The 15,442-nt window shown below is 62.6% G+C and carries 12 protein-coding genes; 9 read left to right on the forward strand and 3 right to left on the reverse strand.

Annotation, left to right across the window (positions count from 1 at the left end; translation table 11 throughout):
• Positions 1-18: 18 nt before the first annotated feature.
• Positions 19-744, reverse strand: a complete 726-nt coding sequence (locus tag NX774_RS11035; RefSeq protein ID WP_258822222.1) for an SDR family oxidoreductase — start codon at positions 742-744, stop codon at positions 19-21.
• Positions 745-757: 13 nt separating this feature from the next.
• Positions 758-1,777, reverse strand: a complete 1,020-nt coding sequence (gene murB, locus NX774_RS11040) for a UDP-N-acetylmuramate dehydrogenase (protein ID WP_258822223.1) — start codon at positions 1,775-1,777, stop codon at positions 758-760.
• 148 nt (positions 1,778-1,925) lie between these two features.
• Here murB and NX774_RS11045 point away from each other — a divergent pair, with 148 nt between their 5' ends.
• From NX774_RS11045 to NX774_RS11055, 3 genes are all read left to right on the forward strand, one after another.
• Positions 1,926-2,411 carry a YajQ family cyclic di-GMP-binding protein gene (locus NX774_RS11045; protein ID WP_258822224.1) on the forward strand — a complete coding sequence of 162 codons (486 nt, stop codon included), beginning with the start codon at positions 1,926-1,928 and terminating at the stop codon, positions 2,409-2,411.
• Between the two features lie 145 nt (positions 2,412-2,556).
• Complete coding sequence (locus tag NX774_RS11050) at positions 2,557-3,822, forward strand: nitronate monooxygenase (protein ID WP_258822225.1); 1,266 nt, start codon at positions 2,557-2,559, stop codon at positions 3,820-3,822.
• 271 nt (positions 3,823-4,093) lie between these two features.
• Positions 4,094-6,481, forward strand: coding sequence for a sensor domain-containing protein (locus NX774_RS11055; protein WP_258822226.1), 2,388 nt, complete (start codon positions 4,094-4,096; stop codon positions 6,479-6,481).
• 84 nt (positions 6,482-6,565) lie between these two features.
• Here NX774_RS11055 and NX774_RS11060 read toward each other — a convergent pair whose 3' ends face one another.
• On the reverse strand, positions 6,566-7,504 hold the full coding sequence (locus NX774_RS11060) for an exopolyphosphatase (protein ID WP_258822227.1): 939 nt from the start codon (positions 7,502-7,504) through the stop codon (positions 6,566-6,568).
• 307 nt (positions 7,505-7,811) lie between these two features.
• Here NX774_RS11060 and NX774_RS11065 point away from each other — a divergent pair, with 307 nt between their 5' ends.
• From NX774_RS11065 to NX774_RS11090, 6 genes are all read left to right on the forward strand, one after another.
• On the forward strand, positions 7,812-9,065 hold the full coding sequence (locus NX774_RS11065) for a sensor histidine kinase (protein WP_258822228.1): 1,254 nt from the start codon (positions 7,812-7,814) through the stop codon (positions 9,063-9,065).
• A 78-nt stretch (positions 9,066-9,143) separates the two neighbouring features.
• The gene (locus tag NX774_RS11070) at positions 9,144-9,905 is read left to right on the forward strand and encodes a LytR/AlgR family response regulator transcription factor (RefSeq protein ID WP_258822229.1); all 762 of its coding nucleotides are present in this window, start codon (positions 9,144-9,146) and stop codon (positions 9,903-9,905) included.
• 106 nt (positions 9,906-10,011) lie between these two features.
• Positions 10,012-11,172 (forward strand): PAS domain-containing sensor histidine kinase, encoded by a 1,161-nt coding sequence (locus tag NX774_RS11075; RefSeq protein ID WP_258822230.1) that lies wholly within the window; start codon positions 10,012-10,014, stop codon positions 11,170-11,172.
• 84 nt (positions 11,173-11,256) lie between these two features.
• Positions 11,257-13,065: an ABC transporter ATP-binding protein/permease gene (locus NX774_RS11080; protein ID WP_258822231.1), complete on the forward strand. Its 1,809-nt coding sequence runs from the start codon at positions 11,257-11,259 to the stop codon at positions 13,063-13,065.
• 286 nt (positions 13,066-13,351) lie between these two features.
• The gene (locus NX774_RS11085) at positions 13,352-14,215 is read left to right on the forward strand and encodes a hypothetical protein (RefSeq protein WP_258822232.1); all 864 of its coding nucleotides are present in this window, start codon (positions 13,352-13,354) and stop codon (positions 14,213-14,215) included.
• Between the two features lie 398 nt (positions 14,216-14,613).
• On the forward strand, positions 14,614-15,195 hold the full coding sequence (locus NX774_RS11090) for a hypothetical protein (RefSeq protein WP_258822233.1): 582 nt from the start codon (positions 14,614-14,616) through the stop codon (positions 15,193-15,195).
• The last annotated feature ends 247 nt before the right edge of the window (positions 15,196-15,442 follow it).

The following is a 15,442-nucleotide window of genomic DNA, read 5'->3' on the forward strand; positions in this document are numbered from 1 at the left end:
ACGGGTTATGCTGGCGAATCAGAGATTGCGCAGGTCGGCCACCGGCTTGCTGCCAAAGCCAGCCGAGAGCAGGTAATCGACGACGCCGCGCGCGCAATCCTCCGGCGGCGTGAGCTGTCCCGCCGCCTTCAGCTGCACGAACCGCTCGCGCATCGGGAAGTTCGCTTCCGGCGTGGCGCGGATCTCGGCCTGCATGCCGGTATCGATCACACCCGGCGCCAGGCTGCACATGCGCACGCTGCTGTCGCCATCGAGCGCGGTGGCTTGCGCATGCATGTCCAATGCGGCCTTGGTGGCGCAGTAGACGCTCCAGCCGGGATAGGCGTTGCGCCCCGCCCCGCTCGAGATGTGCACGATCCGCTTCTCGACACCTGCGGCGGCGCGCACCACGGCAGATGCCAGCGCCATTGGCGCGGCCACGTTCAGCGACACCGCGCGCATCACCGCCTGCGGGTCCTGCTCGCGCAGCGCCCCGACGGGGCTGACCACGCCGGCGTTGTTGACCAGGAGTGCGGTGCCGCAGCCCTGCAGGTAGGCCTGCAGCGCATTGGACGACAGCCACGCGCCCAGCGCGTCGGCGTCGGCCAGGTCGAACACCATTTGCTCCAGCAGGGCGGGAAAATCGGCAGCCAGTGCGTCCGAGCGCCCGCGCGCGATCCCGAGCACGGGCACGCCGCGCCCCAGCAGCTCGCGCGCGATCGCCGCGCCCAGTCCCTTGGTGTGTCCGGTGACAATCGCTTTCACGTCTTATCCTCCCCTAGACGAAGACCGGCTCGGGTTCCAGCTGCACGCCGTAACGCGCCAGCACATCGGCCTGGATCGCGCGCGCCAACCGCACCACGTCCTCCCCGCTCGCCCCGCCGTTGTTGACCAGGACCAGCGCCTGCTTCGGATACACGCCGGCCGCACCCATGTTCCTGCCCTTCCACCCGCACTGGTCGATCAGCCAGCCGGCGGCCAGTTTTTCGCTGCCGTCCGGCTGCCGGTGGTGGACCAGGTTCGGGAACGCCTGTAGCAGATGTTCGCACTGCGCGCCCGGCACCACCGGGTTCTTGAAGAAGCTGCCGGCATTGCCGATCACGGCCGGGTCGGGCAGCTTGCGGCGGCGGATCGCGATCACCGCGTCGGCCACCTGGCGCGCGCTCGGCGCTGCGATGCCGGCCAGCTCGTTGGCCAGCTCGGCATATTTCAGGTTCGGCTGCCATGCCGTGGGCAGCGCAAAGGTGACGTCCAGCACGATCAGTCCCGCCCCTTCCGCATGCTTGAACACACTGTCGCGGTAGCCGAAACGGCAGTCGGCGGCGCGCAGGGTGCGCGTTTGGCCGCTGGCGGTGTCGAACACCGTCAGCGCATGGAACAGGTCCTTGATTTCCGCACCATACGCACCAATGTTCTGTATTGGCGCCGCGCCCACCGTGCCCGGGATCAGCGACAGGTTCTCGAGCCCGCCCAGGCCCTGCGCCAGCGTCCACTGGACGAAATCATGCCAGTTTTCGCCGGCGGCGGCGCGCACCAGGGTGCAGCCGTTTTCCTCGCCCACGATCTCGCGGCCGGCCAGCGCCATGTGCAGCACCAAGCCGTCGAAGTCGCGGGTGAACAGCAGGTTGCTGCCGCCGCCGAGCACCAGCCGCGGCAGCGCGGCCAGACCTGGATCGGCCAGCGCGGCGGCCAGTTGCGGCGCCGCCGTCACGCGCAGGTAACGCCGGGCGCGCGCGGCAATGCCGAAGGTGTTCAGGGAAGCGAGCGAAAAATCGGAAGCAATGGCAAGGTCTGGCATGGAATTGGGGATGAAGCGGCCGCAAGTGCGTCCGATTATAGTGGCAAAAGCGTGCCCGTCCGGCAAAAAAGCCGGCCGCGTTCAAGGCCTGGGGCCGGGTTGTCCGTTAGAATATCGCCATTCTTAAATTTGCAAGAGGATTCCCACCATGCCATCTTTTGATGTCGTTTGCGAAGCAAACATGGTCGAAGTGAAAAACGCTGTCGAGCAGACCGAAAAGGAAATCATTACCCGCTTCGACCTGAAGGGCACCGGCGCCAAGATCGAACAGAAGGAACGCGAGCTGACCATCACGGGCGACTCCGAATTCCAGCTCGGCCAGGTCAAGGACATCCTGGTCAACAAAATGACCAAGCGCAAGGTGGACGTGCGCTTCCTGGACGAAGGCAAGGTCGAAAAGATCGGCGGCGACAAGGTCAAGCAGGTGATCAAGGTGCGCAACGGTATCGAAACCGAGGACGCCAAGAAGATCACCAAGCTGATCAAGGAAAGCAAGATGAAGGTGCAGGCCAGCATCCAGGGCGAGTCGGTGCGCGTCTCGGGCGCCAAGCGCGACGACCTGCAGGCCGCGATCGCCATGCTGCGCAAGGATGTGACGGATTTGCCGCTGGAGTTCAACAACTTCCGCGATTAGCGATTAAAAGAACGGTCGTTCGCTCAAAACCCTGTCGTTAAAGGGTCACGGCCGCGTTTTGCCCTCTTGCGTTGGGGTAGAATGATGGCCGCGTAAATTTCACCGGCGGTACCTCAGCAGGACCAAGGGGCAGTTAAGGATAGCAATGAAACGTGTTGATGATTTTCGCCTGCGTCTGGGCAACAAGGAATATGTGCCCATCATGATCGGCGGAATGGGCGTGGACATCTCGACCTCGGAGCTGGCGCTGGAAGCGGCGCGCCTGGGCGGCATCGGCCACATTTCCGATGCCATGGTGCCGGACGTGTCGGACCGCAAGTTCGACACCACCTTCGTCAAGGACAAGACCAAGCTCTACAAGTTCAACATCAACAACATGGACAAGTCCGTGGTCCAGTTCGACCTGGACCGCCTGGCCGAGGCCACCCGCCTGCACGTGGGCGCGACCATGGAAGCGAAAAAGGGCGACGGCCTGATCTTCGTGAACTGCATGGAAAAGCTGACCATGAACGCGCCCAAGGAGACGCTGCGCACGCGCCTGGCCTCCGCGCTGGATGCGGGCATCGACGGCATCACCATGTCGGCCGGCCTGCACCTGGGCTCGTTCGAGCTGATCAAGGACCACCCGCGCTTCCGTGATGCCCAGCTGGGCATCATCGTGTCGTCGGTGCGCGCGCTGCAGCTGTTCCTGAAGAAGGTGGCGCGCCTGAACCGCCTGCCCGACTTCGTGATCGTCGAAGGCCCGCTGGCCGGCGGCCACCTCGGCTTCGGCATGGACTGGGCCCAGTACGACCTGCACACCATCATGGACGAGATCCATGCCTTCCTGGCCAAGGAAGAGCTGTCCATTCCGCTGATCGCGGCCGGCGGCATCTTCACCGGCACCGATGCCGTGGGCTTCCTGGAAAAAGGCGCCGGCGGCGTGCAGGTGGCCACCCGCTTCACCGTCACCCACGAGTGCGGCCTGCCCTACAACGTCAAGCAGGAATACTTCAAGGCCAGCGAGGAAGACATCATCGTCAACGGCGTGTCGCCGACCGGCTACCCGATGCGCATGCTGCGCCAGACGCCGGCGATCGGCTCGGGCATCCGCCCCGGCTGCGAGTCGTACGGCTACCTGCTGGACGCGACCGGCAACTGCGCCTACATCAACTCGTACAACCGCGAGGTGCTGGCGCATCCGGGCGAGAAGAACATCTCAGTGATGGACAAGACCTGCCTGTGCACGCACATGCGCAACTTCAACTGCTGGACCTGCGGCTCGACCACCTACCGCCTGAAGGACACGACCCACAAGCTGGCCGACGGCAGCTACCAGGTCCTGTCGGCAGAGCACGTGTTCAAGGACTACCAGTTCAGCATCAACAACGAGGTCGCCCTGCCCCCGCGCGAAGACGCCGCGGCGGCCTGAGCCTGCTGCCCGCACCACCGAATGGCCACGTCACCCGTGGCCAATTTTTTTGGGGAAGCACCGTAGGGTGGGCAGCTTGCTGCCCACGCGTTCAAATCTCCGCCGCGCTGCAGACCTCATGTGATCTGGACGCGTGGGCAGACACGCTGCCCTCCCTACGTTCCGCATCAGTAGCTCGGTCTTTTTTACCGGCTTTTCCACAACAGGAGGAACGCCGCGGAAATCCCGGTGTCCAATGGAAAGCACGGGCACTTCGCCGGAGGGAGATCGCATGTTCAGCACGGAGCCGAGGGAGCGAACCTCCTTTCTCGTCGACCAATCCGGGAAGATCGTCAGCTGGAACGCAAACTGCGAGGCATTGTTCGGCCTGGCGGCCAGCCAGGCCATCGGGCAAACCGTTTGCACCCTGCTCGACGCGGCCTCGCGCGGCGAGTGGTCCGAGCGCTGGACCCAACTGGTGGCGGCCGGTCATCCGGGCGAACTCACGGTCGGCATGCCTGCCTGCGGCGGGCCGGTCAGCTTGAACCTTGCCCCGCAATACGACGCCGCCGCCGCCTTCGAGGGCTGCGTGGCCAGCGTGACCTCGGTCGGCACGGAAGAATCCGAAGCTGCGCGCGTCGCCCGCACGCCGATGAGCAAGATTGTCGAAATGTTCCCCGGCACCTTTTACGCCCTCAACCGCGACCGCCGCTTTGTGCTGTGGAACCGCAACCTCGAACGCCTGGCCGAGATGACGCCGGATGAACTGGCCGCGGCCAACGCGCTCGAGTTTTTCGACGTCAAGGAGCGGCCGCGCATCGCCGAAGCGATCCGGCAAGTGTTCGACGAAGGCAAGGAAACCCAGATCGAGGCCGACCACATCACCCGCAGCGGCCGCGAAATCCCGATGCTGCTGTGCGGCACGCGGGTGCCCTGCATCGGCGGCGACTACCTGTTCGGCATGGGGCTGGACATCAGCGAACGGCGCGAACAGGAACAGCAGCTGCGCCTGCGCGAACGGGCGCTGCATGCGGCCAGCAACGGCATCGTCATCACCGGCTGCGAGCGCCGCGACCACCCGATCGAATACGTCAACCCGGCGTTCGAGCGCATCACCGGCTACAGCGCGGCCGAGGTGATCGGGCGCGACCCGCGCTTCATGGCCGCCCCCGACATGGACAGCAACGAGCGCAACCAGGTGCGCGAAGCGCTCGACGGGCGCCGCGCCGTCAACGTGGTGTTTCGCAACAGACGCAAGAACGGCGAACTGTTCTGGAACGACCTGAACATCACGCCGGTGACCGACGAAACCGGGCGCGTGACCCATTTCATTGGCGTCATCAACGACGTGACGGCCACCAAGCAGCGCACCGCACACCTGGAGCACGAGGTCAACCACGACCCGCTGACGGGCCTTGCCAACCGCAACCTGCTGTGGGACCGGCTGGAACAGTCGCTGCACCTGGCGCAGCGCCACAAATCGCTGGTGGCCGTGGTGCTGATCGACCTGAACAACTTCAAGAGCGTCAACGACACCTTCGGGCACGAAGCCGGCGACGTGGTGCTCAAGGTCGTCGCCAAGCGCCTGCAGGCCTCGGTGCGCGACAGCGACACGGTGTCGCGCCTGTCCGGCGACGAGTTCGTGCTGGTGCTGGTCAACCAGCCCTCGCTGCGCTACACCCTGCGCATGATCGAACGCGTGCGCAGCGCGCTGACGATGCCGGTCTCGTTCAACCGCAAGGAAATTCCCGTCGGCGCCAGCCTGGGGGTGTCGGTGTACCCGCACGACGGCGTCACGACGGCCGACCTGGTGCGCGCATCCGACGTGGCGATGTACCACGCCAAGGCCAGCGGCCGCAACGAGGTTGCGTTCTTCTCGGCCGACATGAAATCGACCACCGAGGCCAAGCAGCGCCTGGAAAACGGCATGCGCGAGGCGCTCGAGCGCGATGAACTGTTCCTGGTCTACCAGCCGCGCGTCGATCTGCGCTCGGGCAAGGTGCGCGGCTTCGAGGCGCTGCTGCGCTGGCGGCATCCGGAAAACGGGGTGCTGCTGCCGTCCGCGTTTTTGGCCGAGGCCGAGGAAAGCGGGACCATCGTCCCGATCGGCAACCGCGTGCTGGACCAGGCCTGCGCCTTCCTCGACCGGCTCAAGCAGCTCGGCTATGGCGAGTTGCCGCTGTCGGTGAACGTGTCGCAGCGCGAGTACTGCCAGCACGACTTCGTGGCCGGAATCGGCGAGCGGCTGCGGCGCTTCGGGCTGTCGCCGCACAACCTGGAAGTGGAGCTGCGCGAGGAGGCGCTGATCCGCAACCCCGGCCTGGGGCGCGACGTGGCCGCGCAGCTGCGCTCGCTGGGCACGCCGCTGACGGTGGATGCGTTCGGGCACGGCATTTGCGACCTCGCCTTCCTGGAGCAGCTGGACGTGGCGCAAGTCAAGCTGGCGCGCTCGACCGTGCATGCCGCGGCGGATGCCAAGCCGACCGGCAAGCTAGTCAAGACGCTGATCGACATCGGCCACAACCTGGAGATGGCGGTGATCGGCGAGGCGGTGGAGACGCGCGCGCAGATGGAGTTCCTGGCGTCCAACGGCTGCGACCAGATCCAGGGCACGTGGTTCAGCGAGCCGCTGCCGGAAGAGCAGGCGTGCGAGCTGCTCAGGGCGCGCCAGTTTGCGTAGGGTGGGCTCCCGAGCCCACGCGGTGATACGCGCCGCGTGCTTGACGCGTGGGCTCGAGAGCCCACCCTACGGATCCGAGCGGCTTTAGCCTTCGCTGGTAATGCGCTGGATCAGCGCCCCCAGCACTTCTTCGGCAATCTCGTTGGACACCTGGCAGGTGCCGGCATTCTCGTGCCCGCCCCCGCCGTATTCGAGCATCAGCGCGCCGATGTTGGTCCGGGACGTGCGGTTCAGGATCGACTTGCCGGTCGCGAACACGGTGTTCTGGTTCTTCAGTCCCCACAGCACATGGATCGAGATGTTCGTCTCCGGGAACAACGCGTAGATCAGGAAGCGGTTGCCGGCGTAGATCGTTTCCTCCGCGCGCAGGTCGAGCACCACGAGGTTCTTGTGCACGCTGGCGCAGCGGCGAATCTGTTCCTGGCAGCGCGCGTTGTGCTCCATGTACATGGCGCTGCGCTCGCGCACGTCCGGCAACTGCATGATGGCATCGATCGACAGGTGCCTGCAGTGCTCGATCAGGTCCATCATCAGCTGGTAATTGGAAATGCGGAAGTTCCTGAACCGTCCCAGCCCGGTGCGCGCGTCCATCAAAAAGTTCAGCAAATCCCAGCCCTTCGGGTCCAGCACCTCGGCGCGCGTGAATTGGGCCGAGTCGCCCTTGTCCACCGCCGCCATCATCTCCTTCCACGCCGCCGGGAACGCCCTGGCCCCACCGTAGTAGTCATACACCACGCGCGCGGCCGACGGCGCCCTGGGGTCGATCACATGGTTCTGGTGCCGGGCGCTGTTGCGTATCGTTTCGGACAGGTGGTGGTCGAACACCAGGTGTGCACCGGCCACGTACGGCAGGTTGGTCGTGATGTCGCGCGGGCCGATCGCGATTTTCCCGTCCTGCATGTCCTTGGGATGGACAAACAGGATGTCGTCGATCAGGTCCAGGTGCTTGAGCAGGACCGCGCAGACCAGGCCATCAAAATCGCTGCGGGTCACAAGGCGGAATTTGGGGGAGACGGCAGTCATCGGCAAACCCTTTCATCGAAAACGAAGCTGGGGGCTGGCGTGGCCAGGACACGTTTCCCCATCATACCTTGCAAAGTTTCCGCTTTACAGGTTTTGCTCGGCCGTTTGCTCGGCAGCAATCCGTCCGTGCATTCCAGACCGTGATTCCTGCAGGCTGTCGCACAAGGCTTGGGTTCCGGGCGCGGCGGGCATACAGTTGCATTGTCCCAACAATTGTTCCAGAACCGGCAAACCCGGCTGGGGCGTGGCGGCAACGGCGGGTTACACTGGCCGGTTGCAAGAACTATATGATCCGACGACCTTGAACATGCAAGCACGGCAATCCACACCGCAAACGATTTCGAGCATCCTGTCCTGGCTCTACCGCGCCTTCGACCGCGTCGCGACCTGGGTCAGCCAGCTGTCGTGGTGGAAGTTCTTCCTGTTTGCCGCGCTGACGCTGATCGCCGCCGCCATCGTGCAGGAAGAGCTGTTCTCGAGCTCGTCGGACGAGGAAATCGTGCGCACCGAACGCCATCCCGGCAAAAAGGCGCAGCAGCCGAGCATCCTGATCGACGACAGCGGCATCCATTTCAACCCGACCAACAAGAGCCGCCCCGGCGAGCCGGAGGCGCCAGGCGCCGAGCAGTCCAAACCGGGCGCGGCGCCGGACCTGCCGAAGAAGGGCAACGGCAAGCCCACGGTCCATACCGAGAACGGCGACGAGGTCCACATCGACCTGCCGCCGCAGATCGGCCAGGAGCTGTCCGATGCGATCGAGCAGGCCGTGGACGACGCGGCCGAGGCCAAGGTCAGCCGCTACCACAAGCAGGCCTCGACCTGGTTCACCAGCTTCGTGTGGCTGCTGATGCTGGCCCTGTTCGGCACCAAGGCGCTGGTGGGCGGCAAGAAGCGCGCCGAACTGGCAACCCAGACCGCCACCGCCGCTGCCGAGCGCGAATCGATGCAGCGCCAGCTGTCGGAAGCAAAGATGCAGATGATGCAGGCCCAGGTCGAGCCGCATTTCCTGTTCAATACCCTCGCCTCGGTGGAACACCTGATCGAGACCAACCCGCCGCGCGCCTCGGCCATGCAGCGCAGCCTGATCCAGTACTTGCGCGCCGTGCTGCCGCAAATGCGCGACTCGAACCTGACCACCAACCTGGGGCGCGAGGTGGACATGGTCACCGCCTACCTCGCCCTGCTCAAGATGCGCATGGAAGAGCGCCTGACGGTCGCAATCGACATTCCCGAGGGCCTGCGCACCGCCGCCTTTCCGCCGATGATGCTGCAATCGCTGGTCGAGAACGCGATCAAGCACGGGCTGGAATGCAAGCCGGAAGGCGGCACGCTGAAGGTGATGGCCGAGGTGGCCCACAACAAGCTGCGCGTGACGGTGGCCGACAACGGCGTGGGCTTTGGCGTCATGCCCAGCAACGGCACCGGCCTGGGCCTGACCAATATCCGCGAACGCCTCAAGCTGCTGCACGGCGAGGCGGGCCAGCTGCTGATCGCGGCCAACAGCCCGACCGGCGTGATCGCTACCATCGAAATTCCCTACCAGCTCGCCGGCGCGAAGTGATATACGGCATCATCTATTGCACGGCACACCATTTTTATTGAATAATTAACACTCGACTGATTTGACCGGACTTCGACCATGCCTACCGCGATTATTGCCGACGACGAACGACTGATGCGCGACCAGCTGCGCATGCGCCTTTCCGAAGTGTGGCCGGAGCTGGAAATCCTAGGCGAGGCCAAGAACGGCGAAGAGGCAGTGGAGCTGGTGGCCAAGCTCAAGCCCGACCTGACCTTCCTCGACATTCGCATGCCCGGCAAGACCGGCATGGAGGCCGCGCGCGAGATCGGCGACCAGAGCCACATCGTGTTCGTGACGGCCTACGACCAGTACGCGGTCGAGGCGTTCGAGCGCGGCGCCGTGGACTACCTGCTCAAGCCGACCGAGACCGAGCGCCTGAAAGTGACCGTGGACCGCCTGAAGGAACGCCTGGCCGGGCCCAGGGAACAGGTCAACGACAGCGTTACCGCGCTGTTGTCGCAGATCGCCGAGAAGGTGGCCGCGCCCAAGCAGAAATACCTGCAATGGATCCAGGCCAGCATCGGCCAGGACCTGCGCATGATCCCGGTCGAGGAGATCCTGTTCTTCCGCTCCGACGAAAAATACACCTGCGTGCAGACCGAAAAGTTCGAAGCGCTGATCCGAAAGCCCGTGCGCGACCTGGCGGAAGAGCTGGACCCGTCGCTGTTCTGGCAGATCCACCGCGCCACCCTGGTCAACGTGAACGCGATCGAGGGGGTCACGCGGGACATCCGCGGCCGCCACCTGGTCATGGTCAAGGGGCGCCCGGAGCGGCTGGAAGTGAGCCGCAGCTTCCTGCACCTGTTCAAGCAGATGTAGGCGAAGGGGCGCCCTGCCCCTTTGTCGCGCATCAATCACTGTTGCCTGCCGCCGCCTTAATGTAGAGGTTGCGTCCGCGTTAGCGGGCCAACAACAGGCATTTCACATGAACAAGAAACCCGGAGCCCGTTCTCGTGGGTGGGGCGTGGCCATGTTCGTGCTCGGCTGTGTCGGTGGAGCGTGGTTTGCGCGCCAGGAACGTCGCTCGGGGCCGCGGTTCTCGGCCCACAGCGAGGAAATCGTCAACAACGCCAGCGAGGCCATCATCACGGTGGACGAGGACAACCAGATTGTGCTCGCCAACCCGTCGGCGGCCGGCATGTTTTTGTCCACCACCTGGGAAATGCGCGGCCAGCCCTTGACCCGCTACCTGCACCCGCCAGCCGGCGCCAGCGGCGTGGTCACCACCTGGTTTCGCGCCAGCGGCAGCCGGGCCGGCCGGCGCGGCAGCGATTGCGCGGCCACCGGCGTGCGCGGCAGCGGCCAGCTGTTCCCGATCGAAGGGTCCATTTCCACCAGCTACCGCAACGGCCGGCCGCTGCACACCATCATCCTGCGCGACGTGACCGAACGCCACATGGTCCAGCAAAAGCTGTCGCGCTCGCGCGACCAGCTGCGCCAGCTGTCGGCGGCGCTGCAGACCATCCGCGAGGAAGAACGCGCCTACATCGCGCGCGAGCTGCACGACGACCTGGGCCAGATCCTGGCCTCGCTGCGCATGGACCTGACGCTGTTGCAGCAGGCGGACGGCAACACGCCCGATTCGCTCAAGCTCATGGCGGGCATGGAAAACAACCTCCTCACCGCCATCACCTCGCTGCGCCGCATTGCCACCAACCTGCGCCCGCGCGCGCTGGACGAAGGCGGCCTCTACTTTGCCTTGCAGGGCCTGCGCGACGATTTCGTCGAGCGCCACGGCATTCCGGCCTCGCTGTTCGCGGACGAAGCGGAGCTGCGGCTGGACGACGCGGCCAGCACGGCGATCTTTCGCATCGTGCAAGAGGCGCTGACCAACATCGCGCGCCATGCCAACGCGCACAACGTGACCATGAACCTGTACCGCCTGAACGGGGAACTCTTGATCCAGATCCGCGACGACGGCCGCGGCATCCGCACCGAGGACATGGAAAAGGCCGAATCGTTGGGCCTGATCGGCATGCGCGAGCGCGTGTGGGCCATGAACGGCGAAATCACCATCACCAGCGACGAGCCGCCCGGCACCCGCATCGAAATCGTGCTCCCGCTGGCGGGCCATACGGTAGATTAGGCTCTGCTTTGTCCGTTTCCGCACTGAACGGATTAGCGGCCCGGTGGTATGCTCGGGGTTCTGAATGACGCTTCCCCGCCGCAAATGACCACCCCTGACACCGCGACCACAGCGGTACCGAAGAAAAGACGCCAGACCGCGCGCTTGTCGCTGGCCGCATGGAAGCAGTTCGTCAATGTGGCAAAACCGTATTGGCTGGGGGACGAATGGCGGACGGCGTGGTTCATGCTCCTGCTCCTGATCGTCCTGATGCTGGTCGATACCAAGCTGGCCGTCATGCTGAACAACCAGGCCGGCGAGATGACCTCAGCGCTGGCGGCCAAGGAAGGCGACCGGTTCTGGCACGCGGTGCGCGCCTGCCTGCTCACCCTGGCCTTTGCGGTGCCGACCTATGCCTTCTACTACTACATGCGCGACCTGTTCGCGAACCAGTGGCGACGTTGGCTGACGGGGCGCTTCCTCGATGGCTACCTGAAAGGACGTAAATACTACGAACTCGGATACGACAGCGAGATCGACAACCCGGACCAGCGTATCAGCGAAGACATCAACACCTTCACCGGCCGCTCCATCCACTTCCTGCTGATCTTCCTGGGATCCATCATGCAGCTGGTGGCCTTCAGCGCCGTGCTGTGGTCGATTTCGCATTTGCTGGTCGGCGTGCTGACGGTGTATGCACTGGTGGGCACCGCCATTGCCCTGTACGCATTCGGCAACCCGCTGATCCACCTGAACTTCTGGCAGCTGCGGCGCGAGGCGGACTTCCGCTTCAGCCTGATGCGCCTGCGCGAGAACGCCGAATCCATCGCCTTCTACCGTGGCGAAGCCCAGGAGCGGGCGCACATCGACGGCACGTTCCACAAGGTGATCCACAATTTTGCCCAGTTGATCAAAAAGCAGCGTGACCTGAACTTGTTCCAGCGCGGGTTCAGCCAGCTCACGTTGGTGCTGCCGGGCATGATCCTCGCCAACGACGTGCTGTCGGGCGAACTGGAAGTGGGCCGGGCGGTACAGGCGGCGGGTGCATTCACCGCCGTGCTCGGCGCCGTGGGCGTCATTGTCGATAACTTCGAGAGCCTGAGCCGTTTCGTCGCGGGCATCGGCCGCCTGCAAGCCTTGTCCGACCTCCTGCTCTCCCCCGCCGTGCCCGCGGCCGTGGCCGACAACAAGCACCCGCGCATCCAGCGGCGTCCGGGCACGCACCTGTCGCTGGAATCGCTGACCCTGTATCCGCCACAGTACGAACGGGTGCTCATCAAGGACCTGGACCTGGCCATGAAGCCGGGCGACGCGCTGCTGATCACCGGCGACAGCGGTTGTGGCAAAAGCTCGCTGCTGCGTGCGATTGCGGGCCTGTGGAACACCGGCAGCGGCGTGATCTGGCACCCGCCAATGGAAGATTTCTTCTTTCTTCCCCAGCAACCCTATCTGCAGCTTGGCACCCTGCGCAGCCAGCTCATCTACCCGAGCGCGCGTTCGCATTTGAGCGACGATGAGCTATTGGAGATTCTGGACCAGGTGCATCTGCCGCGACTGGCCGACCAGGTGGGTGGGCTGGATGCCGTGCGTGACTGGGAAAAGCTGTTGTCGGTCGGCGAACAGCAGCGCCTGGCCTTCGGCCGCGTGTTGGTGCACCAGCCCAGCATCATCATCCTGGACGAAGCGACCAGCGCGCTCGACAGCGGCAATGAAGCTTCGCTCTACGGACGCCTGCGCGCCAGCGGCGCCACCCTGATCAGCATTGCCCACCGCGCCGCCGTGTTGCGCCACCATACCCATGTGTTGCGGTTCTTGGGCGATGGCGCGTGGCAGGTGCATGATGCCAGGGGCTATCAATTCGATGAGCCGTTTGACGCGACCGCGGTAGCCACTCCTGTGGATCAGAGCTTGTAAGGGAATCTCCCATGCGCCTTCAGAGAGTTGCACAGGTCGTCGCTACCTAAGCCCTTGACGAGCGCACTGCATAACGGTCTGGGGTGGCTGCGCAGGCAGACAGCCATCAGCAAAGCACCCTAGACCAGCTCGCGGTTCATTCGCAATCCCCGGCGACGACCTCGTGCCGAGTCAATTCGGTTTGACATTACTTGCGAACGATGAACGCTACGGGCCCGATCCTGAACATTCAACCAGAAGCCCTGGAGGGCGGATTGCGAGAAGGCAACTTTGTTGCTAAGCTCAGATGAGCACGCTGATTTTCATCGACACCCAGCGGGAACGCACGCGCGAGAAACTGTATTCACAATTCTGTTACCTGTTGGAGGAAAGGACACCGATGACTTGGGTAGTTGGAGGACGCCACGTCGCTTGCGCTCGGTGCATAGCCGATGTAGAGGTAACGCTTGAATATCCTAATGGCGTAACCGAACATGGCGGATATGTTCAAAAAGTACACATACTTTCCGATGATGTCGTGATCGCATTTGCCGATCGCATACGATTGGCCTTTGCAATTATCGATTTGATAAAAGCCGAATTTATGCCTCGCTTAGATGAGAGGCTATTGGATCAGCCTGAGATCGTCGCGCAGAGATTGACCCGTTTTATACGCTATGCCTTTAATAAAGTGAAACGAAACGGAGAGCGTGTGGAGTTCATGCTTTTCATTAGGCCGAAGAGGGAACTGGCTAGTTACGGGGTATGGAAGATGGTCTCTCCAAAATTCAACCGTATTGCACCATCTCAGCCATTTGAAATGCTCGAAATCGGGTCGGGATCGGTCGCGTCAAACTACAGGGATTTAATCCGAAAAGGGTCTTTGGGATTGGTAGAGGTCCCTGGAGAGGATGGGGGCTTGCCAAACGCCGTCATTCCAGTCGGAAAAGTAGCCATGCAGTGGCTGTTTGCCGAAGCACTAGAGCATCAAGTGGCCGGTGTCAGTCACGCGATGCAGCTGATGATGATGTATTCGGGAAGCACCATGTTGCATGACCGTTCGGATTCGCCAGAAAGACCCTTCCCGCCTGTCGCCAAAAGTTGGCCGGAGTTGTGCCAAAATCTCCGTGCTAGAAATATTAGTGTCGCTGCTTGCAGTGCGATGGCTTAGAACACCTAACAAAGGCAGTCAGTTACTCTACAAGCAACAGCCACGTACACTGGGCCTTTCCCACTGTCCACTATCGGCCAGGAGCGGTTGCTCAAACAGCCGAGCCAGGTTCCCGCGCCAACATCCAGTCAAGCCCAAATGCGCTTAAATAGAATTTTCTTCGCCGCGTTACTCATTCCGAAGGTGTGTGCTGCTGGCGGAACCTTTGGTACCGCCGAACTTAGAGTGCCTAACAAAACCCTCTAGTTGCCATTACGACAACAGCCAGGTACACTGAGCCGTGCTGACTGTCCTCTATCGGGTCGGGACCTGCCGATCGTGACACTTCGTGACTTTTCCTTCTTGGCAAGAATGCTATGCTGGGTCCAAGGGCCAAGCACGGATGAAAAGGAGGCCATGTGCATACTCGATACATTCCATGGTTTGTATTGGTCGCGTCGACTTTGACGGGGTGTACGGTGGCGCCGACGGCAGGGATCTCGTCGGTGCCACAGGCAACGGCGTCTCCGTCGCTGGTAGACGCGCCGCCTGGTGATTACCGAAAATTTTCCAGCAAAATCGACGCTTCGCTAACCGGTCGGCTCAAAACGATGCGAGTCGTCACGAAAGCAGTTCGATTGCAGCCATCAAAAGAATGGGCGCCTACTATTATTTTCTGCTTAAAAAACAACAAGAATGGTGGCGAGTATTGCCTTAATACCTATGCGGTTAAAGACGGCACACGCATTGTCGCCAAATTTGTGAACAAAGAAGCGGAATTCAATGATGTCATCACTACGCGCTTACCATTCGATCTTGCACCCGCTGACTATCACTATCTCGATCTAATGTTTAGTGAAGACAAGCTCATCATGATCATCGACGACGAGAAAGTTGTCGATCATCCTGTTCATGGGCTGATGGATGAATACTGGTTCGGATGTTCATCCATCATCTGTTCAGTGCAGGTTATCTACCCTTTTTCTCCTCCGACAGACTGAGAATGTCCTTGTAATTTCGTTGGGCTCTATGCCCCAACTACTTCGGCGAGACCGCGATGGCCGCAAAACGGCCGGCACCAGCCAGGAGCGGACGTACCGAAGCAAACTCGAATAGGCAAAACATAAAGTATGCGTTCGGCCTTAGTTCTAAACATACGTTCTTCCTTTCTGTAGTTTTCGCGAGTGCCATCTTCTTCCTAGTATATTTTCATTTTGGCAGACACAAACTTGCTCGCGCAGCGGGCTT

The organism is Massilia agilis (genome assembly GCF_024756255.1).
Taxonomy (GTDB): domain Bacteria; phylum Pseudomonadota; class Gammaproteobacteria; order Burkholderiales; family Burkholderiaceae_D; genus Telluria; species Telluria agilis.